At 70.6% G+C, this 26,182-nt stretch carries 22 protein-coding genes and 1 tRNA gene; 7 read left to right on the forward strand and 16 right to left on the reverse strand.

Annotation, left to right across the window (positions count from 1 at the left end; all coding sequences use genetic code 11):
* Positions 1-134: 134 nt before the first annotated feature.
* Positions 135-3,386, reverse strand: a complete 3,252-nt coding sequence (locus J4573_RS53740) for a LamG-like jellyroll fold domain-containing protein (protein ID WP_307796544.1) — start codon at positions 3,384-3,386, stop codon at positions 135-137.
* A 158-nt stretch (positions 3,387-3,544) separates the two neighbouring features.
* Between J4573_RS53740 and J4573_RS07825 the strand changes: the two genes are divergently transcribed.
* Both J4573_RS07825 and J4573_RS07830 read left to right on the forward strand, forming a co-directional pair.
* Positions 3,545-4,144, forward strand: a complete 600-nt coding sequence (locus tag J4573_RS07825) for a hypothetical protein (protein ID WP_208254601.1) — start codon at positions 3,545-3,547, stop codon at positions 4,142-4,144.
* A 114-nt stretch (positions 4,145-4,258) separates the two neighbouring features.
* Positions 4,259-6,043: a right-handed parallel beta-helix repeat-containing protein gene (locus tag J4573_RS07830; protein WP_208254602.1), complete on the forward strand. Its 1,785-nt coding sequence runs from the start codon at positions 4,259-4,261 to the stop codon at positions 6,041-6,043.
* 80 nt (positions 6,044-6,123) lie between these two features.
* Here J4573_RS07830 and J4573_RS07835 read toward each other — a convergent pair whose 3' ends face one another.
* Positions 6,124-7,026: a sulfotransferase domain-containing protein gene (locus J4573_RS07835; RefSeq protein WP_208254603.1), complete on the reverse strand. Its 903-nt coding sequence runs from the start codon at positions 7,024-7,026 to the stop codon at positions 6,124-6,126.
* 187 nt (positions 7,027-7,213) lie between these two features.
* Here J4573_RS07835 and J4573_RS07840 point away from each other — a divergent pair, with 187 nt between their 5' ends.
* Positions 7,214-8,560, forward strand: a complete 1,347-nt coding sequence (locus J4573_RS07840) for an O-antigen ligase family protein (RefSeq protein ID WP_208254604.1) — start codon at positions 7,214-7,216, stop codon at positions 8,558-8,560.
* On the opposite strand, the gene J4573_RS07845 is transcribed toward J4573_RS07840, so the two are convergent.
* A complete protein-coding gene (locus J4573_RS07845; protein ID WP_208254605.1) occupies positions 8,462-9,580 on the reverse strand; it encodes a hypothetical protein in 1,119 nt (372 codons plus the stop codon). The two genes, J4573_RS07840 and J4573_RS07845, sit on opposite strands and share 99 nt — an antisense overlap.
* A 46-nt stretch (positions 9,581-9,626) precedes the next feature.
* Between J4573_RS07845 and rfbC the strand changes: the two genes are divergently transcribed.
* Positions 9,627-10,226 (forward strand): dTDP-4-dehydrorhamnose 3,5-epimerase, encoded by a 600-nt coding sequence (gene rfbC, locus J4573_RS07850; RefSeq protein ID WP_208254606.1) that lies wholly within the window; start codon positions 9,627-9,629, stop codon positions 10,224-10,226.
* A 20-nt stretch (positions 10,227-10,246) separates the two neighbouring features.
* Here the strand turns inward: rfbC and rfbD are convergent, their stop codons facing one another.
* The 12 genes from rfbD to J4573_RS07910 all read right to left on the reverse strand — a co-directional run bounded on the left by rfbD (position 10,247) and on the right by J4573_RS07910 (position 22,974).
* Positions 10,247-11,098, reverse strand: coding sequence for a dTDP-4-dehydrorhamnose reductase (gene rfbD, locus J4573_RS07855; RefSeq protein ID WP_307796545.1), 852 nt, complete (start codon positions 11,096-11,098; stop codon positions 10,247-10,249).
* Positions 11,095-12,072 (reverse strand): dTDP-glucose 4,6-dehydratase, encoded by a 978-nt coding sequence (rfbB, locus tag J4573_RS07860; RefSeq protein WP_208254608.1) that lies wholly within the window; start codon positions 12,070-12,072, stop codon positions 11,095-11,097. Before rfbB ends, rfbD begins: the two co-directional genes overlap by 4 nt.
* 66 nt (positions 12,073-12,138) lie before the next feature.
* Entirely contained in the window at positions 12,139-13,206 is a 1,068-nt protein-coding gene (locus J4573_RS07865; protein WP_208254609.1) for a glucose-1-phosphate thymidylyltransferase, read from the reverse strand.
* Positions 13,207-13,400: 194 nt separating this feature from the next.
* Entirely contained in the window at positions 13,401-14,663 is a 1,263-nt protein-coding gene (locus J4573_RS07870; RefSeq protein ID WP_208254996.1) for a sulfate adenylyltransferase subunit 1, read from the reverse strand.
* A 32-nt stretch (positions 14,664-14,695) separates the two neighbouring features.
* Entirely contained in the window at positions 14,696-15,610 is a 915-nt protein-coding gene (gene cysD / locus J4573_RS07875; protein ID WP_208254610.1) for a sulfate adenylyltransferase subunit CysD, read from the reverse strand.
* 78 nt (positions 15,611-15,688) lie between these two features.
* Positions 15,689-16,558 carry a 3'(2'),5'-bisphosphate nucleotidase CysQ gene (locus J4573_RS07880; RefSeq protein WP_208254611.1) on the reverse strand — a complete coding sequence of 290 codons (870 nt, stop codon included), beginning with the start codon at positions 16,556-16,558 and terminating at the stop codon, positions 15,689-15,691.
* Positions 16,559-16,663: 105 nt separating this feature from the next.
* The gene (locus tag J4573_RS07885) at positions 16,664-18,142 is read right to left on the reverse strand and encodes a sugar transferase (protein ID WP_208254612.1); all 1,479 of its coding nucleotides are present in this window, start codon (positions 18,140-18,142) and stop codon (positions 16,664-16,666) included.
* Positions 18,143-18,396: 254 nt separating this feature from the next.
* Positions 18,397-18,972: an aminoacyl-tRNA hydrolase gene (pth, locus tag J4573_RS07890; protein WP_372442817.1), complete on the reverse strand. Its 576-nt coding sequence runs from the start codon at positions 18,970-18,972 to the stop codon at positions 18,397-18,399.
* Between the two features lie 140 nt (positions 18,973-19,112).
* On the reverse strand, positions 19,113-19,742 hold the full coding sequence (locus tag J4573_RS07895) for a 50S ribosomal protein L25/general stress protein Ctc (protein ID WP_208254613.1): 630 nt from the start codon (positions 19,740-19,742) through the stop codon (positions 19,113-19,115).
* 285 nt (positions 19,743-20,027) lie between these two features.
* Positions 20,028-21,008 carry a ribose-phosphate diphosphokinase gene (locus J4573_RS07900; RefSeq protein ID WP_208254614.1) on the reverse strand — a complete coding sequence of 327 codons (981 nt, stop codon included), beginning with the start codon at positions 21,006-21,008 and terminating at the stop codon, positions 20,028-20,030.
* Between the two features lie 198 nt (positions 21,009-21,206).
* On the reverse strand, positions 21,207-22,736 hold the full coding sequence (gene glmU, locus J4573_RS07905; protein ID WP_208254615.1) for a bifunctional UDP-N-acetylglucosamine diphosphorylase/glucosamine-1-phosphate N-acetyltransferase GlmU: 1,530 nt from the start codon (positions 22,734-22,736) through the stop codon (positions 21,207-21,209).
* 166 nt (positions 22,737-22,902) lie between these two features.
* Positions 22,903-22,974 (reverse strand) — tRNA-Gln (locus J4573_RS07910).
* 533 nt (positions 22,975-23,507) lie between these two features.
* Between J4573_RS07910 and J4573_RS07915 the strand changes: the two genes are divergently transcribed.
* Genes J4573_RS07915 through J4573_RS07925 form a run of 3 tightly spaced genes read left to right on the forward strand, consistent with a single transcriptional unit; the run spans position 23,508 to position 25,688 of the window.
* A complete protein-coding gene (locus tag J4573_RS07915) occupies positions 23,508-24,461 on the forward strand; it encodes an acyl-CoA desaturase (RefSeq protein WP_208254616.1) in 954 nt (317 codons plus the stop codon).
* Between the two features lie 17 nt (positions 24,462-24,478).
* Complete coding sequence (locus tag J4573_RS07920) at positions 24,479-25,270, forward strand: TetR/AcrR family transcriptional regulator (RefSeq protein ID WP_243772650.1); 792 nt, start codon at positions 24,479-24,481, stop codon at positions 25,268-25,270.
* A 55-nt stretch (positions 25,271-25,325) separates the two neighbouring features.
* A complete protein-coding gene (locus J4573_RS07925; protein ID WP_208254617.1) occupies positions 25,326-25,688 on the forward strand; it encodes a hypothetical protein in 363 nt (120 codons plus the stop codon).
* Here the strand turns inward: J4573_RS07925 and J4573_RS07930 are convergent.
* The gene (locus J4573_RS07930) at positions 25,678-26,046 is read right to left on the reverse strand and encodes a VOC family protein (protein ID WP_208254618.1); all 369 of its coding nucleotides are present in this window, start codon (positions 26,044-26,046) and stop codon (positions 25,678-25,680) included. The two genes, J4573_RS07925 and J4573_RS07930, sit on opposite strands and share 11 nt — an antisense overlap.
* Positions 26,047-26,182 lie beyond the last annotated feature (136 nt).

A 26,182-nucleotide genomic window follows, 5' to 3' on the forward strand; every position in this document is an offset into this window, starting at 1 on the left:
TTACGACCTCGTGGCTTGAGCGCACGGACACGCGACGAAATATTCACAGGACGGCATCCCCTGACCTGGTTTGCCTCGTTGGCCTCAAAGGCCCCACACAGACCGGGAATCGTAGCGTCCGACCGATTCGCCCGCTACTCGATCACCTCAATTGCCGAGAAGTTGTCCACGGACAAAGAAATCGGGGTGTTGGTGGCGTTGCCGGCTAGATATGTGCGCAATCCGACGCCGCCCGCGACCTGAAAACCGTCGGTCGAGTCGGAGCCGTTGATCTGCCAGCCGGGCTCGGTGGTCCCGTCCGCCCACACCTTGGCCTTGAGCGTCGTCGGACTGCCGCCGGTGACCTGGAACCGCACCCGCAGCTTCTGGCCGGGCGCGTAGGTGAGCCCGGAGACGGCCTGCTCGGCGGTGACGACGGTCTCGGCGTTCGTCGAGCTGTTGCGGGTCAGCATCAGCGAGACCCCGCCCGACGGCCGCAGCCGCACGCGCGCCCGGTAGTCGCCGACCCCGCCGATCCGGCGTCCGGCGACGCCGAAGTACAGCCCGTTGCCGGTGAGGTCCTTGTCGACCGAGAACGCGAGGCCGACGTCGGTGTCCTTGGACGAGACGCCGGTCAGGTACGCGCCCGCCCCGGCCTGCGGCGCGGCGTGCGCGATCTTGCCGACCCCGTCGCTCACCGACAGCGCGCTCGGGGTCCCGACGGCCGTCCAGGCGCCGCCGGTGTCGGCGGTGCCGAAGCCGCCGCTCGCCACCGTGCGCTCGAACGCGTCGGCCGCCAGCGTCGTCGAGCGCACGGTGACGGTGTGCACGATCTCGTCGGTGGCGCCGTCGTCGTCGGTGACCTTCAGCCGGACGGTGTGATCCCCTGCAGCGGAGTAGGTGTGCGCGGGCTTGGCGCCGGTGCCGGCCTTGCCGTCGCCGAAGTCCCAGTCGTAGCTCGCGACCGTCCCGTCGGAGTCGGCCGAGCCGGAACCGTCGAAGGTGCAGGCGAGCTGGTCGCAGGACGAGCTGAACGCGGCCGTCGGCGGCTTGTTGGGCGTGACCGTGCCCGCGCCGACGCCGTGGTGGCGTTCGACCTGGGCGGCGGTCAGCGCGCGACCGTAGACGGCGGGCTCGTCGATCGTGCCGTTCAGGTAGTCGCTGGACGGCCTGTCGGGCCAGCCGCTGAGGTTGTCGCCGCCGACGCGCCAGACGCCCGCGTAGACCTGGCCGTTCTTGACGCTCGCGTCGGCGGCGGCCTGCGCGCCGTCCACGTAGAGCTTCATGCCGTCGGCGGAGTCGAGCGTGCCGACGACGTGGTGCCACTTGCCGTCGTTCAGCCCGGCTGCGCTGCGGATCGTCTTGGTGGCGCCCGGGTAGACGCCGAACTCCGCGCGCCCGTCATTGGTCAGGTAGAGGTGCCGGTCGTAGGAGCTGCTGTTCAGCGTGCCCTGGTTCCCGTACCCGATGATCTTGCCGCCGGAGGTGCTGGTGGTCTTCACCCACGCCTCGACGCTGAAGTCGCCGGGCGTCGGCGCGGAGCCGCTGGCGGCCGTGCCGTCGAGGCCGCCGCTGAACTTCACGGCTGTGTCGGAGTCGCCGGAGAGCGCGCCCGCCTGGCCGCGGGTGGTGCCGGAGGCCAGGGTGAGGTCGTTGCCGCCCGCGTAGTCGTAGGCGGGGCCACCGGACTCGCCGAGCCGCCAGTACGCGTCGGGATCGTCGGCGGTCACCTCGCCCGCGTACGGGCCGGTGGTGCCCGCGCCGGGCGTCGCCGCGTTGGACTCGGCGGAGCCGGTGACGGTGTTGCCCGCCGCGTCCTTCACCCTGATCTTGTACGTGTGGCCGGTGCCCGCCGCCGCGGTGCCGTCCAGGAAGGCGGTCGTCGGCATCCGCCAGAACGCCGACTTCTTCTCCACCACGCCGACCGGCGTCGTGCCGCCGTCCCGCAGGACCTCGTAGCGCAGGTTCTCGTTGTCCATGTCCCAGGTGGTCTTCCAGGACACGCGGACCTTGCCGCCGGGCAGCCCGACGGCCGTGGGCGCGCCGAGCGAGGAGGCGATCGGGCCGGTCTTGTTCGGCGCCTTGTCCTTCACCGCGAAGCGGACCAGCCCGGCCTGGGCCTTGCCGTTCACGCTCGGGAACTCGCCGCCCATCGCCACGTAGTCGGCGTTGCCGGTGACCGCCCAGGCCGCCTGGTACTGCTTGGTGAACGACCCGATCGCCAGCGTCGGGTACCAGTGCAGCAGGCCCGGGACGGGCTGCTTGTTGTAGTTGCTGTTGGAGCCCGGCGGCGCCTGGTCGGTGCCGGTCGGGTAGCTGGTCTCGGCCAGCGCCCGGTGCCAGGTCTGCGGGCTGGTCTCGGGGAACGCGCCGAGCGAGGAGCAGTCGTGGGCGTGGGACACGCTGTAGACCGACTGGCCCTGGGCGAAAATGCCGTACGTGGCGCCGTAGCAGTTGTCCAGCCACACCAGGTCGCCGGTCTCGGCCTTGGCCGCGAACCGGCCGTCGAACCAGTGCCCGCCCTCGCCGTCGGCCGCGCCGAAGACCGTGTCGCCCTGGACGTTGAGGTCGGTCACGTACGAGAAGTTCGTCGAGCTCAGCTTGGTCGGGATCGGCCGGCTGCTCCACGGCGCGGTCGCGCCGGTGGACGCGTCGACCGCGCCGATGCCGACCTTGTCCGCCCCGTTCATCTTCTGGAACCGGCCGCCGATGATCACGCGCTGGTCGCCGGGGGCCATGGCCAGCGCGAACACCTCGTCGTCATCGGCGGTCGGGCGCCAGGTGTCGATGTTGGTGCCGTCGGAGGCCTTCACCGCCGCCAGCCGCGTCCGCGACTTGCCGTTGACGTTGAAGAAGTTGCCGCCGAAGTAGACCGTCGAGTTGGTCGCCGCGATGCCCCGGACCCGCGAGGACACCGACGGGCTGAAGCCGGGGACCAGGGCGCCGGTGGCGGTGTCGAAGGCCGCGATGCGGGAGCGGGCCTGCCCGTCCACGGTCGTGAAGTCGCCGCCGACGTAGACGCGCGTCCCGTCGGGCGAGGCCACGACGCGCAGCCCCTGACCGTTCAGCGAATGATTGAACGAGGAGACCAGGTTGCCGGTGGTGAGGTCGAACGCCAGCAGGTTCGCCCGGTCCACCTCGCCCGCGCCGCCCTCGGCCACGCCGGCCGGGCGCGCCTTGGTGAAGCTGCCCGTCGCGTAGACCGTGGTGCCGACCGTCGCCATGCTCCAGACCACGCCGTTCACCTGCGCCGTAGGCAGCGGATCGGCGCTCACCGTCGCCGGGGTCCCGGCGGGCGGATCGGTGTCGGCGTTCGCCGGTGGGATCACGCCGAGCGCCGGTACGGTGGCGCTCGCGAGCGCGAGCGCGGCGGTCGCGGCGAGATTTCGACGCCACAGAAGTCTCACGGAACGGCCCCCCTGGCCCCTCGTCTTCCGTAACCCCCAAGGTCACGTGAGTAAAGGCAGAGTAACCGAACAACATCGGACATATCGCCGAGGAGCCCTACACTGTGCCCCTGACCCGCACCGTGCCCCTGATCCGACGAATCGAGGAGAAAGCCGCAATGTCCCGTCCGGGAACCCCGGGAACGCAGCGTCCGACCTACCTCCTCGCGACCGGCACGGTCCTGGCGCTCAGCCTGGCGCTCGCCGGCTGCGGCGGTGGCGGCGACAAGAAGGCGAACGCCGCGACCGGCAGCCCGCCGCCGCCCCCGAGCTCCCAGCCGGAGGCGCAGGGCACCGCGGCGCCCGGATCCAAGGGGCTCACGACCTCGGGCAGCCTGAAGAAGCCGGTCACCTACAGCGACAAGATCAGCGTCGCGGTCAGCGGGATCCGGTACGTGAAGAACACCGCCAAGGGCCCCGGCGAGATCCCCGGCCGCACCCTCACGATCTTCACGCTGAAGTTCACCAACGGCTCCGGCAAGACGCTGGACCTCAACAAGGTGCGGGTCGTCGCCAAGTACGGGCCGAAGAAGACCTCGGCCAGCCCGACGTCGTACGCCGACATCAACGACTTCTACGGCACCGTTCCGGCGGGCGGGAGCAAGTCGGCGTCCTACGCCTTCGACCTGCCGAGCTCGGGCTACAAGGCCGTGATGGTCGAGGTGCGCTTCGACTCCACGCACAAGACCGCCGTCTTCGCCGGTTCCCTGCACCCCTGATCCGCCGGTTCCCTCCTCTGCCGAGGTGGGCGGGATCCCGCACCCGAGTGGCCTGACGGGCCCCTGGTCGCTACGTTCTTAGTGAATGTCCCCGGGGGCTAAGAGGGTCATCACATGTCACGCGCGTCGATCGTCAGGGTTCTCGCCCTTCCGGTGATCGTGCTGGTCGGGTTCCTCGGCTGGCAGATCCCGCACGACAAGAAGCCGCACCCGGCCGAGGCGCTGCCGCCCGGATCGGCACCGGTCGGGGCGGCCTCCTACAAGGTGCCCGGCAAGGCGATCGTGGTCGCGCCGAACGGCGACGACACCGCCTCGGGAACGTCCAAGAAGCCGCTCCGCACCGTCTCCAAGGCCATCGCCAAGGCGCCCTCGGGCGGGACGATCGTGCTGCGGGGCGGCGCGTACCACGAGTCGGTGCAGATCCCGGCGGGTAAGAAGCTGACCATCCAGAACCAGCCCGGCGAGGCCGCCTGGTTCGACGGGACCTCGCCGGTCGGCGGCTGGGTCCACGAGGACGGCGTCTGGTTCAAGGACGGCTGGACGGCCAAGTTCGACTCCAGCCCCAGCTACACGCGCGGGGCGGCGCCGAGCGGGAACACCGACTTCCAGTTCCTCGACCCGAAGTACCCGCTGGCCGCCCACCCCGACCAGGTCTGGGTCAACGGCACGGCGCTGCGCCAGGTGAGCACCCGCGCCGAGGTCCGCGAGGGCACGTTCTACGTCGACGACCTGGCCCAGCGACTCTACGTCGGCTCGGACCCCGGCGGTAAGGACGTGCGGGCCAGCACGCTCGAGGACGCGATCACCGTCCAGGGCGCGGGCACGGTGCTGCGCGGCATCGGCGTGCGCGGCTACGCGACCTCGCTTCCCGACATCGCGACCGTGAAGGTCACCGCGCCGGACGTCACGGTGGAGAACGTGATCGTCAAGCAGTCCGCGACGTCCGCGCTCACCGTGTCGCAGGCGCCGCGCGCCCGGCTCAACCGGATCACGCTGGCCGACAACGGCCTGCTCGGGCTGCACGCCAACGAGGCCGACGACCTGCGGGTCGAGTCGGCGCGGTTCGAGCACAACAACACCGAGCACTTCAAGTTCTCGCCGGTGTCGGGCGGCATGAAGATCACCAGGTCTCGCAAGGTCGCCGTGCTCAACACGGTGTCGGTCGGCAACCTGGGCAAGGGCATCTGGGTGGACGAGTCGGTCTACGACGTGACGCTGGCGGGCAACCGGATCGTGCGCAACGCCGATCACGGGCTGGACCTGGAGCTGAGCGCCAAGGCCGTGGTCGCGGGCAACGTGGTCCGCGACAACGGCGGCGACGGCATCAAGATCAACAACACCTCGGACGTGCAGCTCTGGAACAACACCTTCGCCGGGAACGGCCGCACGATCCACCTCGTGCAGGACCAGCGGCGGGCCAGCAACCCCGGCGACCCCGGGCACGACGCCCGCCAGACCGGGCCCGACCCCGAGATGACCTGGCTGCTCGGCAAGATCACCGCCAGCAACAACACGTTCGCCGACAGCCGCGCGGGCGCGGCCTGCATGGTCTGCGTCGAGGACCACTCGCACGAACGGTCCGCCGCCGAGATGGACATCCGCCTGAACGCCAACGCCTACCTGCGCCGCAACGACCAGACGCCGCAGTGGCTGGTGGTCTGGTCCCGCGGCAAGGGCGGCCCGGCCACGTTCGGCTCGCTGGCGGAGTTCAAGGCGTCCACCGGCCAGGAGGCCCAGGGCATCTTCGACGACAAGGGCACGGCCGCCTCCCCCACCGGCGGCATCGCCGCCACGCTGGCGCCCAAGGCCGAAGGCGCGGCCCGCCCACTCCCCGCCCCCATCGCAGCCCTCCTAGGCAAACCGGCAGGCACCCGCCACATGGGTTCCTGGAACCTCTAGGAACCTCCAAAACGCCGATCTTGCTCTCAGTGCCCTTCACGAGTGCCGCAGAGGGCGCTGAGAGCAAGATCGGCGCGTGGTCAGGTCCAGGGCAGGGTGCGGCCCAGGAGGGCCTCCAGATCGGCGTTGAACGGCGCGTAGTGCGCGGCGAGGCGCCGTCGGGTCGCGGGCTTGAGCTCTTGGCTGGGCGCGGCGTTCCACACCTTGCGGGCGGCGGGCGACAGGGGTGCGCGCAGCAGGCCCAGGAACGTGGCGATCTCGTTCACCGCGGTCTGCGGATCGGCGTAGAACTCCTCGGCGACCAGGACGTGCACCCGTTCGCGCGGAAAGTGCTCCAGCCAGCGCCTCAGGTGCGGGGCGTACTCCCCCTGCGCCCGGTAGGACTGCTGCTCGTGGGCGTAGCTCGTGTAGCCGGTTTCGGCCATGATCCGCTCCCGCTCGCCCGCGAGGCGTTCCTCCTCGGCCGCGAGCGCGTCCTCGAAGGTCACCAGGTCCTCGGCGTGGCCCCGGCGGCGCTCCCGGTAGTGGGAGAACGCCCGTTCCACCGGATCGCGCAGGATCAGCAGGATGCGGGCGTCCGGCACGTCACGGCCCGCCCGTTCGGCCGCCAGCGGGTGGAACAGGTAGTACGGCGAGCCCTCGCCGACCGCGACGTCCCCGCCGGCCCGCGCCCTGGCCCGGCGGCGGGCGGCCGCGCTCGGGAAGTGCGAGCGGTACCAGGCCGTCCCGCGCTCGTAGGAGGAGTCGAAGTAGTGCACGCCCTTGGTGTCGTTCGCCTTGGGCAGCAACCGCGCGGCCGGGAACAGCTTCATGATCGCCGGATGGTCGAGCAGGGTGTAATAGAGCGAGGTCGATCCGCCCCGTTTGGCCCCGATGAGCAGGAAGTCCGGCGGCGGCCGCAGCCCGGCCGTGGCCGTCCCGTACCGGCGGATCGCGGTGCGACCTGCGGAGATCATGGGCGCGGGCAACGGAGGGCGATTCACCCGGGACAGCGTAGGTTCCGCGAGGCGCCCGTATCCTGTGTTTCGATTGACCGAGCCAGGAGCCCCTCATGACCTATTCGATGCCGCGCCTCCGGCACGGCGGATCATGGGGCGTCAGCTCCCGGCCTTCCCTCGTCACTCCGGTCGCTGCGCTCCCTGCGCTCCTCAGTCCAGGCCAGGAGGCCCCATGACCTTCCCGGCGCTGTTCCCCCGGCGTCACCGCGTTCTCTCGCCGTCGGCGGGCCGGTGGACCCTCGTCCTCCCGCTCGCCCTCATGCTGGCCAGCGACTACAAGCTGCGCAGCCGGTCGGCGGAGCAGACCGTCGGCGGCGGCGCGGACTTCACGGTCCTGCTGGAGATCGCGGTCTACGGGGCGGCGGCGCTGTTCCTGGTCTGGCGGTTCGGCCTCCGGCCGCCGACCCGGCGCATCACCGGCCTGCAGTTCGCGGCCTGGGTCTTCGCCGGGTTCGTGGCCCTGTCGGCGCTCTGGTCGCCGTTCAAGTCGCTCGGCACGGTCCGGGCCGTGCAGCTGCTGATCACGATGATGGTGGCGCACGCCCTCGCGACCCGTGCGACCCGGGCCGACATGCGCCGGCTCGCGCACGCCTTCATCGGGATCGTGCTGGTGTCGGTCGCCATCGGGGTGGCTCACCCCTTCCCGCGGTCCGCCCACACCAAGGACCGCTTCAACTGGCTCTTCGTCCACCCGGTCACGGCCGGCGTCTACCTGGCCATCGCGATCCTGCTGGTCGTCGGCTACCTGATCCGCTACACCGCCCCGTGGGAACGGCAGTGGCATCCGGCGATCTACGTCGGGGCGCTGGCGGTGCTGTCGGGCGCCCTGATCGCGACCGGCACGCGCGGCGCGGCGGCGGGCTGCGCGGTCGGGATGCTGGTGCTGCTGGCGGGCGCGCGCGGGCCGCGCGGCCGGATCGACGTGATCGTGATCGGCGCGGCGGTGGCGGCGCTCGGCGCGCTGGCCTTCTCCGACAAGATCCTGGCGTTCGCCGAACGCGGCGAGTCCGCCCAGTCGCTGGCCTCGCTGAACTCCCGTACGGAGCTGTGGTCGCTGGCGATGAAGGCCTACTCCCAGTCGCCGATCTTCGGCCGCGGGCTCGGCGCCTCGCGCGGCCTGTTCCTGGACGACATCGGCCTCGGCGGCGGGCACAACGCGTTCGTCAACACCCTGGTCGACCAGGGCGCGGTCGGCACCGCGGCCTTCGCGGTGCTGCTGCTCACCCTCGCCTTCGTGCTGCTGCTGGTGCTGCGCAACCGCAGCCTGCGCGCCGACGGCGGCATGGTGCTCGGCATCCTGGCCATGTTCGTGGTGGACAGCATCACCACCGAGGGCCTGGCCACGCCCGCCAACGTGTCGGGCATCTGGCTGCTGCTCCTGGTCGCCTGGACCGAGGTGCTGCGCCGCCAGGGCGGTGACCTACCGGCGGCGACGACGCCCACGGGTGCTCTGACGGGCCGCGGCTCGGGCTCCTCCGGGCGCGGTACGGCGCCCTCGGACGTAAAGCAGGCCGCCTAGCATCCCGAGCACGACCAGGCCGATCAGCGCCCCGGTGCCGAGCATCCCGCCGGGCGGTCCCGACGGGCCCCCGGTGAAGTCGAACGGGGACGACCCGTTGTCCGACACCGGCGTCGTGGCCCCGGCCAGCGGCGTCTTGCCCTTGGAGGCCGGCAGCCGCACCGTGCGGGCGGACCGCTGGCCCTTGTCGGCGACGATCACCGAGCGGCCGTCGGCGGCGGCTCCGATCGCGTCGCCCACGGCGCGCGAGGTCTTGATCGTCCCGGCCAGCTCCGGGTCCCGGATGGTGTTCATGATCCGGATGTCGGCCGCGGTCCGCAGCACCACCCGTCCGTCGGGCGTGAACGTCCCGGCCCGTACGCCGAACGGCAGCTTGCGCAGCCGGGTCAGCTTGTTGACCTCCGGCCCGAGCGCGCCCGGCAGGGCGAACACGGCCGCCGCGACCGTGGACCGGCTGACGATGTAGAGCCGCCCGTCCGACGGGCTCGCCAGCAGCGTGGCGGCGTCGTGGCCGCCGTCGGGGTACTTCAGCCGGTACGACTTGACCGCCAGCGTCCCGGTGCCGAGATGGGCGGGCTCATCGACGCGGTAGAGGGTCACCAGGCCGGCCTCGGACTGGCCCTTGGTGAGGTCGGCGAGCACCAGCTCCGCCGCGGAGCCGCTCTTGACCACCGTGAGCGCGTTCCAGTGGGTCACGCCCTGGAGCAGGTAGGTCGCGACCGTACGGCCGCGTGAGTCCAGCGCGATCAGCCGCGTGTGGGCCGCCTGGGCGTCGAACGTCCACCACACGTCCGGATGCGTGATCCCGGCCGACAGCCCGCCAGGGGACGTCAGATGCGGATCGGTCCAGCGCAGCGCCGAGCCCGACGCCGAGGTCGTCGAGGCGGTCACACCGGAACTCGGGGTGGGTGTGGGGGCGGCGGGGGACGCGGCGGCGACCGGGACGGCGGCGCATACCACGAAGGTCACGGCGGCGAGAACGGCGACGCACCATCGCGTGCCGCGATGCTGAGCTCTCACAACGTGCTTCCATCTCTTCGGCGGGGCGTGTGGCATTCTTGCGCATGTGGACCCACTCAGCATCAAAGGTGCCTATTTGTTCTCTCCGCGTATCCATGGTGATAAGCGAGGTTCGTTCCATGAGTGGTTCCGCCATGACGGCTTCGTGGAGACGTTCGGCCAGTCCATGAACCTGGCCCAGGCCAACGCCTCGACGTCGGCCCGCGGGGTGCTGCGCGGCGTCCACTTCGCCGACGTGCCGCCCGGCCAGGCGAAATACATCACCTGCGTGACCGGCGCGGTCCTCGACGTGGTGGTGGACCTGCGGGTCGGCTCCCCCACGTTCGGGCAGTGGGAGGCTACCCGCCTCGACGACCAGAACCGCCGCTGCCTCTACATCGCCGAGGGCCTCGGGCACGCCTTCCTGTCGCTGGAGGACGGCACCACGGTCGTCTACCTCTGCTCGGAGCAGTACAACCCCGGCCACGAGCACGGCGTGCACCCCCTCGACCCGGATCTGGCCATCGAGTGGCCGTCCGATGTCGAGCCGACCCTCTCCCCCAAGGACGCCGAGGCCCCCTCGTTCGTTGACGCGCAGCGGACCGGCCTGCTGCCCGATTACCAGGGGTGCCTGGACTACTACGCCAAGTTGGGCATGACGATCTAGCCGCTCCGCGTCGGTCTGGGTCAGGCGTTCCGGGCCAGCTCCGGCCAGGCGGCGTGCAGCGCGTCGCGCCAGTGCCGCATGGGCGGCATGCCCGCCTTGCTCCACCGGTCGTGCCCGAGAACGCTGTTGGACGGGCGCGGGGCCGGACGCGGGAACTTGTCGCTGGTCGTCGGGCGCACCCGTTCGGGATCCAGGCCCAGCAGCGCGAAGACCTCCTGGGCCAGGCCGCGCCAGCTCGTCCGGCCGGCGTTGGTGCCGTGGTAGATCCCGGCCGGCGCGTCCGACTTCACCAGCCGGATGATCTGGGTGGACAGGTCACCGGTCCAGGTCGGCTGGCCGTACTGGTCGTCGACCACGTCGACCGTCTCGCGCTCGGCGGCCAGCCGCATCATCGTGCGGACGAAGTTGGCGCCATGCGCGCCGTACAGCCAGGCGGTCCGTACGACGTAGGAGTCGGTCGCCAGGGCCGCCAGCTCCCCCGCCAGCTTGGTGCGCCCGTAGGCGTTCAGCGGCGCCGTCGGGGAGTCCTCGGCGTACGGGTCGGAGCCCAGCCCCTCGAAGACGTAGTCGGTGGAGATCTGGACCAGGGTCGCGCCGAGGTCGGCGCAGGTGTCGGCGAGCACCGACACCGAGGAGCCGTTGATCTCCAGCGCCTCGGCCTCATGGGTCTCGGCGTCGTCCACGGCCGTCCAGGACGCGCAGTTCACCACCGTGGCGGGCCGGTGCTCGCGCAGCGCGGCCCGTACGGAGGAGGCGTCGCGCAGGTCAAGCCGGTCACGCGACAGCGGCACCACGTGCTCGTCCTGGTCCCGCAGCCGCAACGTCAGGTCGGTGCCGAGCATCCCCCCGGCCCCAGTGATCAACCAGGTCACGAGCCACCCTTCAGCGGTTCCCACCAATTCCGGTTGTCGGCGTACCAACGCACGGTATCGGCCAGGCCCTCCTCGAACGAGACCTGGGGGGCGTACCCGAGGGCGCGCAGCTTGGCGTCCGAGAGCGAGTAGCGGCGGTCGTGGCCCTTGCGGTCGACCACCCGCTCCACCCGGTCCCAGCCGGCCCCGAGCGCGTCCAGAAGGCGCTGGGTGAGCTCCAGATTGGTCAGCTCGGCCGTTCCGGCGATGTGGAAGACCTCGCCCGGCGCGCTGGTCTCCGCGCGCTCGGCGACCACCTGGATGCCGCGGCAGTGGTCGGCCGCGTGGATCCAGTCGCGGACGTTGCCGCCGTCGCCGTAGAGCGGCACGGTCAGCCCGTCCATCAGGTTGGTCACGAACAGCGGGATGACCTTCTCAGGGAACTGGTACGGACCGTAGTTGTTGCCGCAGCGGGTGATGCTGACCGGCAGCCCGTGCGTGCGCGCGTAGGCGCGGGCGATCATGTCGCCGCCCGCCTTGGCCGCCGAGTACGGGGAGTTGGGCGCGAGCGGGGTCTCCTCGTCCCAGGAACCGGTCTCGATGCTGCCGTAGACCTCGTCGGTGGAGACCTGGACCACCCGCGGCGTGCCCGCGTCCAGGCAGGCCTGCATGAGCGCCTGGACGCCCTCCACGTTGGTGCGGACGAACTCCCCGGCGCTGGCGATGGACCGGTCGACGTGCGACTCGGCCGCGAAGTTGATCACGGCGTCGTGGCCCGGGACCAGCTCGGCCAGCAGTTCGGGGTCGCGGATGTCGCCCTTGACGAAGGCGAAGCCGCCCTCGACCGGCGCCAGGTTGGCGAGGTTGCCCGCGTACGTGAGCTTGTCCAGGACCGTCACCTCGGCGTCCCGCCAGGCCGGGTAGGCCCCCGACACCAGCTCCCGGACGTAGTGGGAGCCGATGAACCCGGCTCCGCCCGTGACGAGCACGCGCATCTGCGAGACCCCTTCTGGTCGCCTTCTCGTTCGCCTGCTTAGTGGCCGGTCGCTCTCATCGGCCGGTCACTTGCTGATCTGGACCTGGCTGTGGTCGCCGAGGACCAGGCGGTGCGCCTTCGGTACGCGGGGAGCGGGTGTGACCCTGGCCTCGCGGCCGATCAGGGAGACCTCGATCCGGCCCACCCCGTGCAGGGACGCCCCGCGCAGCACGATGGAGTACTCGATCTCGCTGTCGATCACCGTGCAGTCGCGGTCGATGGAGGTGAACGGGCCGAGGTAGGAGTCGCGGATCACGCTGCCCGCGCCGACGATCACCGGGCCGACCACCCGCGAGCCCTCGACCCGGGCGCCCGCCTCGACCACGACCCGGCCGATCAGCTCGCTGGCCGCGTCGACCTCGCCCGCGACCGCGGGCTCGATGCCCTCCAGCACCAGCCGGTTGACCTCGAGCATGTCGGTGACGTTCCCGGTGTCCTTCCAGTATCCGGAGATCACCGTGGACTCGACCCGGTGGCCCCGGTCCAGCAGCCCCTGGATCGCGTCGGTGATCTCCAGCTCGTTCCGCCAGGACGGCTTCAGCCCGGCGACCACGTCGTGCACGGCCGGCGAGAAGATGTAGACCCCGACCAGCGCCAGGTCGCTCTTGGGCCGTTCGGGCTTCTCCTCCAGGCCGATCACCCCGCCGTCGGGGCCGAGCTCGGCGACGCCGAACGCGCGCGGGTCGGAGACCTGGGTGAGCATGATCTGAGCCTGCGGGCCCTCGGTACGGAACCGTTCCACCAGGTCGTTGATGCCGCCGACGATGAAGTTGTCGCCCAGGTACATCACGAAGTCGTCGTCGCCCAGGAACTCGCGGGCGATGAGCACCGCGTGGGCCAGGCCGCGCGGCGCGTCCTGGGGCAGGTAGGTGACCTCGATCCCGAAGTCGGAGCCGTCCCCGACGGCGCGTTCGATCTCGGGCGCGGTGTCGCCGACCACGATGCCGACCTCGGTGATGCCCGCGTCCGCGATGGCCTCCAGCCCGTAGAACAGCACGGGCTTGTTGGCCACCGGCACGAGCTGCTTGGCCGAGGTGTGCGTGATCGGCCGCAGCCGCGACCCGGCGCCGCCCGCCAGCACGAGGGCCTTCACGGCCGCCGCCGGTGGGCAGGGGGGACGGACTCGTTCAAGGGGGACTCCAGTCATGCCGAGTTGTCAGCAGGACTTTGACATTACCGGCACCGGCGCATGCCGATGCCGGTTCCCCGATGGCCGGAATCCGCCCCCACCCTGCTCCCACCGCAGGTCGAGATCACCTTGAGCGGGAGTTGATGTACTCCCCCGGGTTACTTCGCCCCGATGATCATTCCTGCGGCGACGGTGTTGTTGGTCGCCTCGTCGATGAGGATGAACCCGCCGGTGAGCCGGTTGCGCCCGTAGTCGTCGACGAACAGCGGCTGGGTGACCCGCAGGCTGACCCGTCCGATCTCGTTGAGCTGCAGGTTCTCCGCCTGCTCGTCGCGGTGCAGGGTGTTGACGTCCAGGCGGTAGTTGAGGTCCTTGACCATCGCCCGCGCGGTCCGCGTGGTGTGCTTGATGATCAGCTTCATCCGCGGCGCCAGCTGCCGGTCCGGCGTCATCCAGCAGATCATCGCGTCGAGATCCTGGGCCACTTCCGGCCGGTTGTTCGGCCGGGCGATCATGTCGCCGCGGGAGATGTCGAGCTCGTCCGCGAGGCGGAGCGTGACCGACATCGGCGCGTACGCCTCCTCGACCGGCCCGGCGGGCCCGTCGATGTGGGTGATCGTCGTGGTCAGCCCGGACGGCAGGTGAACGACCTCGTCACCGGGCTTCAGCACGCCGCCCGCGACCTGGCCCGCGTAGCCGCGGTAGTCGTGCAGCTCGGGGTCCGTGGACGCATGCGGGCGGATCACGTACTGCACCGGGAACCGCACGTCGATCAGGTTGCGGTCCGAGGCGATGTGCACGTGCTCCAGGTGGTGCAGCAGCGACGAGCCCTCGTACCAGGGCATGTTGGGCGAACGGTCCACCACGTTGTCGCCGTGCAGCGCCGACAGCGGGATGAACGTCAGGTCGGTGACCGCGAGCTTGGAGGCGAACGCGGTGAACTCGTCCACGATCCGCTCGTAGGTCTCCCGGTCGTAGTCGACCAGGTCCATCTTGTTCACCGCGACCACCAGGTGCGGGACCTTCAGCAGCGTGGCGAGGAAGGCGTGCCGCCGGGACTGCTCCAGGATGCCCTTGCGCGCGTCCACCAGGATGATCGCCAGGTCCGCCGTGGAGGCGCCGGTGACCATGTTCCGGGTGTACTGAATGTGGCCCGGGGTGTCGGCGATGATGAACTTGCGCCGGGGCGTGGCGAAGTAGCGGTAGGCGACGTCGATCGTGATGCCCTGCTCCCGTTCGGCCCGCAGGCCGTCGGTCAGCAGCGCGAGGTTGGTGTACTCCTCGCCGCGGTCGGCGCTGGTGCGCTCCACCGCCTCCAGCTGGTCCTCGAAGATCGACTTGGAGTCGAACAGCAGCCGGCCGATCAGCGTGGACTTGCCGTCGTCGACGCTGCCCGCGGTCGCGAACCGCAGGATGTCCATGGTCTTGGAAGGGGGGTTGCCCGCCGTGCTCATTAGAAGTAGCCCTCCTTCTTGCGGTCCTCCATGGCGGCCTCGCTGGCCCGGTCGTCGGCGCGGGTCTGGCCGCGCTCGGTGATCCGGGTCGCCGCGATCTCCTCGATCACCTCGTCCAGGCCGGCGGCGGCCGACTTCACCGCGCCGGTGCAGGACGCGTCGCCCACGGTGCGGTAGCGGACGGTGGCCTCGAAGACCGGCTCGTCGTCGCCGCGGTTGGCGTAGGAGATGTCGGCGAGCAGCATGCCGTCGCGCTCGAACACCCGCCGGGTGTGCGCGAAGTAGATCGGTGGGAGCTCCAGCGCCTCGCGCCGCACGTAGTCCCAGATGTCCAGCTCGGTCCAGTTGGAGATCGGGAAGACCCGGACGTGCTCGCCGCGGCGGATCCTGGTGTTGTAGAGGTTCCAGAGCTCGGGCCGCTGGTTCTTGGGGTCCCACTGGCCGAACTCGTCGCGGAAGGACACCACGCGCTCCTTGGCGCGGGCCTTCTCCTCGTCCCGGCGTGCCCCGCCGAACGCGGCGTCGAACTGGTGCTCCTCGATCGCGTCCAGCAGCGTCGTCGTCTGCAGCCGGTTGCGGCTGGCGCGCCGGCCGGTCTCCTCGACCACCCGGCCCTGGTCGATCGACTCCTGGACCGAGGCCACCACCAGGCGGAGGCCGAGCTCGGCGACCCGGCGGTCGCGGAACTCGATCACCTCGGGGAAGTTGTGGCCGGTGTCCACGTGCATCACCGGGAACGGGATGGGCGCCGGCCAGAACGCCTTCTGGGCCAGGCGCAGCATGACGATGCTGTCCTTCCCGCCCGAGAAGAGCAGGACGGGCCGCTCGAACTCGGCGGCCACCTCCCGGATGATCTGGATGGATTCGGCCTCGAGGACGTCCAACTGGGACAGCAGATAATCGCAGCGCTGCATGTGTCTGGGGCTCTTTCCGCGCTTTCTGGCACGCTTTCTGGCAGTTGATCGAGACGCTCAGCCGGGCAGTCCGCCGCCTCAGCTGGGCAGTGCGTCGCTTACGTCCCGGATGCCGGTCAGCAGCGTCGATGCCGACACGGGATGGCAGACCAGGATATCCGGCAGCCGGGGGTCCTTCTGGTTGTAGGCCAGGCCTGCGCCGTCGACGCGGCTGGCGTGGGCCCCCGCGTCCAGCGCCACGGCGGCCGGGGCGGCCGAGTCCCACTCGTACTGGCCACCGGCGTGGACGTAGGCGTCGACCTCGCCGAGGAGCACCGCGGAGATCTTGGCGCCCGCCGAGCCGATGGGCACCAGGTCCACATCCGGCCTGATCGCCTCGGCCAGCCGCTGGACGAACTCCGGCGGCCGGGTACGGCTCACCGCGATCCGCAGCCTGCCCGGCGCGGGCTCGGAGACCCGCAGCGGGGTCTCGGTGCCCGTGTTCTCCGTCACGATGGCGCCGTCAGGCCCCGTACGGAGCGTCTTGCCCTGAGCGGGAAGCGCCACCGCGCCCGCCGCGAGGCGGCCGTTCTCCCACAACGCCACATGGACGGCCCAGTCGGACCGGCCCTCCTCGGAGAACTCCCGGGTGCCGTCCAGCGGGTCGATGATCCACACGCGGTGGGCGGCGAGCCGTACGGCGGCGTCGGTGTTGGCGGTCGGCGCCGCGTCGGCGCCCGCACCCGCACCCGCGGCCCGCTTGTCGGCGACCGAGGCGCGGCCCTCTTCGGAAAGGATCGCGTCATCGGGACGCCGGCGCGCCAGTTCGGCCATGAGGTACTCATGGGCCCGCAGGTCACCGGTGTCCTTCAGGGCGCGCGGGTCGGCGAAGCCGAGCTCCTCGCGCACGCCCAGCAGGATCGCACCGGCACCCTCGGCGAGCTCCGCCGCCAACGCATGATCCGTCATCGCACGACCACATTCCCGACTCGGCTGATCAGTTCGGTCTACATTCTCATGCATCCCGGCACTCGGACCGACCGGCGGCGCGTTCGGCGGGCTCTCAGCGCCCCCTCAGTAGGCGCCGGAGCCGCGGAAGACCGCGGACCACGTCTTCCACATGATCTGCAGATCGAGGGCGAGCGACCAGTTGTCAACGTAACGCAGGTCGAGCCGGACCGATTCCTCCCAGGTGAGGTCCGAGCGGCCCGACACCTGCCAGAGGCCGGTGAGGCCGGGCTTCACGACCAGCCGGCGGCGGACGTCGTACCCGTACTGGGCGACCTCCTCCGGCAGCGGCGGGCGCGGCCCGACCAGCGACATCTCGCCGCGGAACACGTTCAGCAGCTGGGGCAGCTCGTCCAGCGAGTAGCGGCGCAGCCAGCGGCCGACCCGGGTCACCCGCGGGTCCTGCCTGATCTTGAACAGCACGCCGTCGCCGGCCTCGTTCTGCTCCAGCAGGTCGAGCTTGCGCTGCTCGGCGTCGGCCACCATCGTGCGGAACTTCAGCACGGTGAACTCGCGGCCGTCGCGGCCGACCCGGACCTGGCGGAACATCACCGGGCCCGCGCTGGACACCTTGATCGCCACCGCGACCGTGAGCAGCAGCGGGCTGAGGAACAGCAGGCCGATGAGGGCACCGATCCGGTCGAACAGGCTCTTGAAGACCTTGCGGCCGCCGTCCAGCTCGGGGTGCTCCACGTGCAGCAGCGGCAGCCCGGCGACCGGCCGGATCGAGATGCGCGGGCCCGCGGCGTCCATCAGCGCGGGCGCCACGACCAGCTCGACGTCGTCGCGCTCGATCTGCCAGGCCAGCCGGCGCAGCGCCGTGCCGTCCATCTCGGGGCAGGCCAGCACGGCGACCGAGTCGGCGCCGATCCGCTCGACGACCTGGGCGGCCTGGCCGAAGTCGCCGAGCACGGGAACGTCCTCGACCTCGGTCAGCGCGTCCTCGCCGTGCGCCAGCACGGTCGGCAGGCAGACCCCGACGATGTCCATGCCGTGGTAGCGCTTCTGGCGCAGCAGCCGGATCAGGTCGACCAGCGCGGCGCGGTGGCCGACGGCGACCACCCGGCGCATGCAGTCGCCCTCCCAGCGGCGCCGGTGCAGCCATTTGCGGAGCCGGTAGCGGGCCACGAGGTTGAGGAACGTGGCGAGCGGCAGGGCCATCACCACATAACCGCGGGCCACCTCGGTCTTGGTGGCGTACGCGGCGATCGCGACCGTGGCGGTGATGATGAACCCGGCGCGCAGCACCCGGTGGAACTCCTCCGAGCCCACCCCGATGAACCGCGGCTCGTACGCCCGGCAGAGCATCAGGATCAGCACCCACAGCACCGGCAAGGTCGCGGTGAGGGCCACATAGGGGGCGGTGAGGTGGTTGGGCGTGCTGGGGAAGCGGACCACGAACGCGACCAGACCGGCCAGCAACATGCTCACGAAGTCCACCGCGACCGCGCGGCGGCGGTACGATCCCGTCCAGTTCTGGATCTGGACATGTCGTCGCTCGTCGGCGGGTGGGATGTCTACCCGGACCTTGTCAACGACGGCCATGCACGCCTCGCCTCACCAACTTCTGCCTCATGCGCCCCGTACGCACGTCCTGTCACGAAGACGCCGGAATGGCATGTGAGGTTCACATGACTCGTGAACCTCACTTGTGATGCATCTTACGGTCCCTTTACCGGCGTCGCAGACCGAAGGCGCACTTCAAGGTCACAAAAGCCGCTAACCGGGGCGATTCGTGCAGGTACGGTCAGCTTCTCTGCGCTGGTGGGAATGTCCGGATCGGGCCGTCGCGCCGCCGATCAGGAGGCGTGAAAAGTGTTCTGGGCGGCGGCGAGCCCCTGCGCCATGAGCGCCTCGACGGCGTCGGCGGCGCGGTCCACATCGAGATCCAGGTCCTTGCGTTCGGTCCCGGAGAAGTCCTTCAGCACGAACGCGGCGGGGTCCATCCGGCCGGGCGGGCGCCCCACCCCGAACCGGACCCGCAGGTAGTCCTTGTCGGCCAGCGACTTGGTGATCGAACGCAGCCCGTTGTGGCCGTTGTCACCGCCGCCCTGCTTCAGGCGGACGGCGCCGTAGGGGATGTCGAGCTCGTCGTGAACGACGACGAGCCGCTCGACGGGCACCTTGTAGAAGTCCCGCAGGCCCTTCACCGGCCCGCCGGACTCATTCATATAGCTGCGCGGCTTGGCCAAAATCACCCGGGTGCCGGCCAGCCGTCCCTCGATCACCTCGGCCCTGGACCGGTGGGCCTTGAACTTGCCGCCGACGCGGGCCGCGAGCGCGTCGAGCACCATGAATCCGACGTTGTGGCGGTTGCCGGCGTACGAGGGGCCCGGGTTGCCCAGCCCGACCACCAGCCAGAGATCAGCGCTCACCAGACTCCTCCGTTGCCGACAGGGACCGGGCCGTCACAGGCGGCCATCGCCGTCACAGCCGAAGGCCCCCGCCCGGTGGTACGCACCGCGGACGGGGGCCATGACGACTGTGCGCCGTTCGAGATCCTGCGTGAGGACCGTTACTCGGCGGGGGCCTCCTCGGCCTCGGCGGCCTCGCCCTCGGCGACCTCGGTCTCGGGAGCCTCTGCGGTCTCGGTGTCGCCGGCGGACGCGGTGGCGTCGTTGATCTGCAGGACCAGCGCCTCCTCGTCGGTGTCCAGGGTGGCACCGGAGGGCAGCTTCACGTCCTTGGCCAGCACCTGGGTGCCGACCTCGAGGCCGGTGATGTCGACCTCGACCCCGCTCGGGATGTGCGTGGCCTCGGCCTCGACCGACAGCTGCACCAGGTCCTGGGCGACGACGCCGCCCGGGACCACGTCACCGGTGAGCGTGATCGGGATCTCGACGACGACCTTCTCGCCGCGCTTCACCAGCAGCAGGTCGACGTGCTCCAGGAAGCCCTTGATCGGGTCGCGCTGGACGTCCTTCGGCAGGGCCAGCTCGGAGCCGGCGCCGAGGCCCTCGATCTGCAGCAGCACGTTGGGGGTCTTGAGCGCGAGCATCAGGTCGTGGCCCGGCAGCGAGATGTGCTGGGGGTCGGTGCCGTGGCCGTAGAGGACGGCGGGCACCTTGCCGGCCCGGCGGGTGCGCCGCGCGGCACCCTTACCGAACTCGGTGCGCGGCTCGGCGGCAATGCGTACCTCGGACACGGCGAAAACTCCTCGTTGTTGCGATCCACGGCCGTCCTACATGGACGTCCGCTACGGACATAAGCGAATCAGGCGGTGCTCGATGCGTCAGGCGCCTCGAAGATTCTTTGCGTACCCCGGGGAGTGCGGTTCCGGTCATCAGAGCCGTACGTTGCGACCCGAGGCATACGCGGATTCAAGAAGTCTAGCCGATCGGCGCCACAGCCAAAGCCACCGGGGACTACCCGCGAACGTGCGAGGGCGGCCCGCCGCCGCGGACCGCCCCTGCCCTGCTTCTCGCTCAGGTCAGCTGTGACCGCCGAAGAGGCTGGTCACCGAGCCGTCACTGAAGACCTCGTGGATCGCCTGCGCCACCAGCGGGGCGATCGGGAGCACGGTCAGCTTGTCGAACCGCTTGTCCTCGGGAATCGGGAGCGTGTCGGTGAGGACGACCTCGGAGATGCGGGAGTTCTTCAGGCGGTCCACGGCCGGGCCGGACAGCACGCCGTGCGTGGCGGCCACCACGACCTTGGTCGCGCCCTGCTCGAACAGCGCCTCGGCGGCCTTCACGATCGTGCCGCCGGTGTCGATCATGTCGTCGACGATCACACAGGTGCGGCCGGCGACCTCACCGACCACGTCGAAGACCTTGACCTCGTTGGCCACGTCCGGGTCGCGCTTCTTGTGGATGATCGCCATCGGCACGCCGCCGAGGCGGTCGGACCAGCGCTCGGTCACCCGCACCCGGCCGGCGTCCGGCGCGACCATCGTCACCTGGGTCAGGTCCAGGCGCCGCTCGAAGTGGTCGGCCAGGATGTCCAGCGCGAACAGATGGTCCACGGGACCGTCGAAGAAGCCCTGGATCTGGGCGGTGTGCAGGTCGACGGCGATCAGCCGGTCGGCGCCCGCGGTCTTGAAAAGGTCCGCCATCAGCCGGGCGGAGATCGGCTCGCGGCCGCGGTGCTTCTTGTCCTGCCGGGCGTACCCGAAGAACGGCGCCACCACCGTGATCCGCTTGGCCGACGCGCGCTTCAGCGCGTCCACCATGATCAGCTGCTCCATGATCCACTGATTGATGGGAGCGGTGTGGCTCTGGATCACGAAGGCGTCCGAGCCCCGCACCGACTCCAGGAACCGCACGAAGGTCTCACCGTTCGCGAAGTCATAGGCCGACGTCGGCGTGAGCTCGACGTGGAGGTTGTCGGCTACTTCCTTGGCCAGGTCCGGGTGCGCCCGGCCGGAGAAGAGCATCAGCTTCTTCTGGCCGCTCGCCTTGATCCCACTCACCTCTGACAACTCCCCCTCAACGGAACCGTACTCATCGTGGGTGTCGTCCCCACTCCCGCAGGGCGCACGGGTCAGAGCGCCCCACCGGTGATTGTGTTGTCCCGCGGTCGCGCCCCAGGACCGTTCGTGAGGGCACGCTCGCGGTGTTCGCGGGGGAAGCCCCCCGCGCCCCCGCCTGGTGGGCGGGGAAATCTGGAGTTATTCGCCGTGCCCGCCGCCGGCCGGTCCGCCGGAACCCCCGGCCTCGCCGGAATCCCCGGTCTCGTCGCCGGCCTCGTCGAGCTGGGCCGCACGTCGGCGGGCGGCCTCGGCATAGCGGGTACCCGAGCGGCGGCGCTCGACCCACCCCTCAATAGTGCGCTGCTGCCCGCGGGCGACCGCGATCGCCCCGGGGGGAACGTCCTTGGTGATCGCCGAGCCGGCGGCGGTGACGGCGCCGTCCTCGATGCTGACGGGCGCGATCAGGACGGTGTTGCTGCCGACGAACGCGTGCTCGCCGATCGTGGTGTGGTGCTTGTCGACCCCGTCGTAGTTGGCGAAGATCGTTCCGGCGCCCACGTTGGCGCCCGCGCCGATCGTCGCGTCCCCGACGTAGGTCAGGTGCGGGACCTTGGCGCCCTCGCCGACCTGGGCCTTCTTCAGCTCGACGTGCGCGCCCGCCTTGGCCTTGCGTGCCAGGCGGGTGCCGACGCGCAGGAACGCGTACGGGCCGACGGAGGCCTGCGGACCGATCTCGGCGTTCTCGCAGACCGAGTTGATCACGCGAGCGTCCGCGCCGACGGTGGTGTCGGTCAGCGTGCTGCCCGGCCCGACCTCGGCGCCCTCGCCCACATGGGTGCTGCCGTGCAGCTGCGTGCCCGGGTGGACGACCGCGTCGGCCTCCAGGGTCACGCCCACGTCGATCCAGGTGGACAGCGGGTCGATCACGGTCACCCCGGCGCGCATGTGCGCCTCCAGGATGCGGTCGTTCAGCTGCCGCCGGGCCTGGGCGAGCTGCACCTTGTCGTTCACGCCCTGGGTCTCGACCCAGTCGGCGGCCAGGTGCGCGCCGGCCCGGTGGCCGTCCCCGCGCAGGATCGCGACCACGTCGGTGAGGTACTCCTCACCCTTGGCGTTGTCGGTGGTGACCCGCTGGAGGGCGTCGGCCAGCAGCTTGCCGTCGAAGGCGTACATGCCGACGTTGATCTCGCGGATGGCGCGCTGCGCCTCCGTCGCGTCCTTGTGCTCGACGATCGCGCTGACCGACCCGTCGGCCTCGCGGATCATGCGGCCGTAGCCGGTCGCGTCGGGCATCTCGGTGGTGAGCACGGTCACCGCGTTGCCCTCGTCCTCGTGCGCGCGGACCAGCTCGGCGAGCGTCTCGCCGCGCAGCAGCGGGTGGTCGCCGTTGGTGACCACGACCGTTCCGCGCAGCTCGCCGGTCTGCTCCAGCGCCATCCGCACCGCGTGGCCGGTGCCGCCCTGGCGTTCCTGCACGGCCGGCTCGGCGGCCGGGGCGTGCTCGCCCAGGTAGGCGACGACCTGCTCCCGGCGATGCCCCACCACGACGACGGTCCGCTCGGGCTCCAGCTCGCCCGCCGCGGCCAGCACGTGGCCGAGCATGGTGCGGCCGCACAGCTCGTGCAGGACCTTGGAGGTACGGGACTTCATTCGAGTGCCCTCGCCCGCGGCGAGAACGACGACGGCGGCCGGGTGGCTCGCCCAGCTCCGTGCACGGCCAACACTCATCAGGAGGAGGCTCCTCGGCATCGCGGACTGGACGGTACGGGCGTGAACGACGCCGGCGACCTGCTCAAACCACGGGGCGCGCAGGTCGCGACTCGCCCGACCTCCGCAGGATACCGCCCATGGCGCCGCTGTCACCCCATCGGCGGGGCCAGCGGACACGCGACAGCTCCGGCGCAAGGATTCGAACCCTGTCTAGAGGCACCAAAAGCCCCTGTGCTGCCAGTTACACCACGCCGGACCGATCCAAAGGGCCGGCCGCGGTGGGGCCGACCCGGATGGCCAACGATACCGACTGGACCGCTCCGCCCCCACATCAAATTCGACCTTTGGGATCACGAATCCGCCCGGGCCCACGGTTCGGGCCATTGCGGCGGTTTAGGCCATCCCCTACCGAGCACGAATGAGAAACACCTGCCAAGCGCGGAGTGGGTGGAAGTGGGTGAGTTCGCGAACCTTCCGCGCGTCCCGTGCGTTCACTCCCTGGACGAGCCCTGGACGAGCACCGGCGCTCCCCCTGCCGGAGCACCGGACGCGGCTCGACCGACCCGTTCACCCACCCCCGCCACGTACCGTGAGGCGGCCCTTCCGCGTGAGAGGAGTCACAGACTCCGTTCGAACGGCCACGCGGACATGGCCTGACCGTGAGTTTTGTGCCTCGCGCGGCGAATTCCCACCGATTTTACGAACCGGACACTGGGCAACCTACGCAAGCGTAGGTTACGTTGGCGTAGGTAGCAGACCCCCAGCCCGAGCAGCAGGAAGTGGTGACACATGACTACAGCCCCCGTTCTGGAATCCAGCCCTCCAGCGCCCCGCCCCGAGATCGAACCGGAACTGAGGGGCGTCGGTGAAAGGATCCTCATCGGGGCGTTCACGACCGTGCCGTTCATCGCCCTCATCGCGGCCGTGCCGCTCGCGTGGGGCAAGTTCCTCGGCTGGACGGACGTCATCATCACCGCGGTCTTCTACTTCATCTCCGCCGCGGGCATCACGGTCGGCTACCACCGCTACTTCACGCACGGCTCCTTCAAGGCCAACCGCGGCCTCAAGATCTTCATGGCGCTGGCCGGCAGCCTCGCGATGGAGGGCCCGGTCATCACCTGGGTCGCCGACCACCGGCGCCACCACAAGCACTCCGACAAGGAGTTCGACCCGCACTCGCCGTGGCGCTTCGGCGACGACTGGAAGGCCCTGGCCAAGGGGCTGGCCTGGGCCCACTACGGCTGGCTCTTCGACGCCAACCGCACCTCCAAGCAGCGCTTCACCAAGGACCTGCTGAACGACAAGGACATCGTCCGCATCCACCAGTGGTTCCCGGGCCTGGTGGCCGTCTCGTTCCTGCTGCCCACCGTCCTCGGCGGCCTGCTCACCATGTCCTGGCAGGGCGCGCTCACCGCGCTGTTCTGGGCCGGGCTCGTGCGCATCACCCTCGTTCACCACGTCACCTGGTCGATCAACTCCATCTGCCACACGTTCGGCAAGGAGCACTTCGAGGTCCGCGACAAGTCCCGCAACGTGTGGTGGCTGGCCATCCCCTCCCTCGGCGAGTCCTGGCACAACCTGCACCACTCCGACCCCACCTGCGCACGTCACGGCGTCCTGAAGGGCCAGGTCGACATCAGCGCCCGCGTCATCTGGCTCTTCGAGAAGGCCGGCTGGGCGACGGACGTCCGCTGGCCGGACGCCGACCGATTGGCCTCCAAGCGCACGAACCAGGCCGCGTGAGCGTCACAATTGATCCCATGACTGAACCCGTCCCACCCCGTTCCCGCCGCAAGCGCATGACCGGTAAGGAGCGCCGCGAGCAGCTCCTGGACATCGGCCGGACGCTGTTCGCGGAACGGGGCCTGGACGGGACGTCGGTCGAGGAGATCGCCGCCGCGGCCGGCGTCTCCAAGCCCGTGGTGTACGAGCACTTCGGCGGCAAGGAGGGCCTCTACGCCGTCGTCGTCGACCGCGAGTTCGAAAAGCTCCTCGCCCTGGTCACCGACTCGCTGGCCGAGGCGATCCACTACCGCGGCAAGCTGGAGAAGGCCGCGCTCGCCCTCCTGGAGTACATCGAGGAGAGCCCCGACGGCTTCCGGATCCTGGTGCGGGACTCGCACGGCGGCACCGGCACCGGCAGCTACGCCAGCCTGCTCAGCGAGATCGCGGGCGAGGTCGAGTACGTCCTCGCGCAGGAGTTCGACCGGCACGAGTACGACGACAAGTTCGCCCCGATGTACGCGCAGATGCTGGTCGGCATGGTCGCGCTCACCGGCCAGTGGTGGCTGGACGTGCGCAAGCCCAAGCGCGAGGAGGTGGCCGCGCACGTGGTCAACCTCGCGTGGAACGGTCTCTCCGGCCTGGAGCCCCGGCCGTCCCTAGATCCGAGGCGCCGCCGCAAAGAGCTCGAACGGCTGAAGAAGGTCGCGGCCAAGGAGGAGAAGGCCGCGGAGAAGGTCGCCGCCAAAGAGGAGAGGGCCGCCGCCAAGGCCGAACGGGCCCACCGCAAGCGCCACCCCGAAGAGCTGAACGGCACGCAACCCGCCTGACGTGTCGTACCCCCTCCCTACGCTCGGCCGCACCATCGAGCGAAGGGAGGGGCCGATGACCAGCCCCTTTGGATCTACCGGCCATCACCGCCACGACACCGCCCGCGCCCGCTTAGGCCCCAGCCCCAGCCCCGGCTCCGGCCCCGGCCCCGGCCCCGGCCCCGGCCCCGGCTCCGGCCCCGGCTCCGGCTCCGGCTCCGGCTCCGGCTCCGGCGACACCCTTGCGGACGACTGCGCCATGGAGCTGCTCGGCGATCTGGACGAGTCCCTCTGGATCTACGACGACGTCCGCCGGGTCGACGGCCACGCGTTCCGCCACGCCAGGCGGCAGGACGACCACGCCGAGGAGATGCGCAGGATCCTCTACCGCCTCCACCGGATCCTCGTGGACTGGGAGGCCGAGGCCCTCATCCGCTGACCGGCTCCAGGAACTCCAGCCGGTTGCCGAACGGGTCGTCGGCGTAGAAGCGCCGATACCCCGGGAACAGCCCGTCTGCCCGCACCTCGATCCCTGCGGCGCGCAGCCGCTCCCCCAACCCGTCCAGGTCGCTCACCAGTAAACCCGGATGGGCCTTGAGCGCGGGCCGGAAGTCGTTCTCGACACCGAGGTGCAGCTCGACGCCCGGCCCCCGGAACCACGCGCCCCCGCGCGCGGCGAGTTCCGGGGGCTTGGGCACCTCGGTGAGCCCGAGCACGCCCGCATAGAACGCCCGGGCGGCGTCCTCTTGCCCCGGAGGCGCCGCGAGCTGAACGTGGTGGACGCCGGTCAGGAACATGGCTCACTCCTCAGAGACAAACCGGTGACCGTCCGGAGTTCATCCGGGCGGCCACCGGCCGGGGTCGCCGGGCTCGGGTCACGAGTCCGGGGCCTGGGGCGATGCCGCCCACCCCGTGATGGGGCACCGCAGGGGA

This window comes from Actinomadura barringtoniae (assembly GCF_017573505.1).
In the GTDB taxonomy this organism is placed as follows: Bacteria; Actinomycetota; Actinomycetes; order Streptosporangiales; family Streptosporangiaceae; genus Spirillospora; species Spirillospora barringtoniae.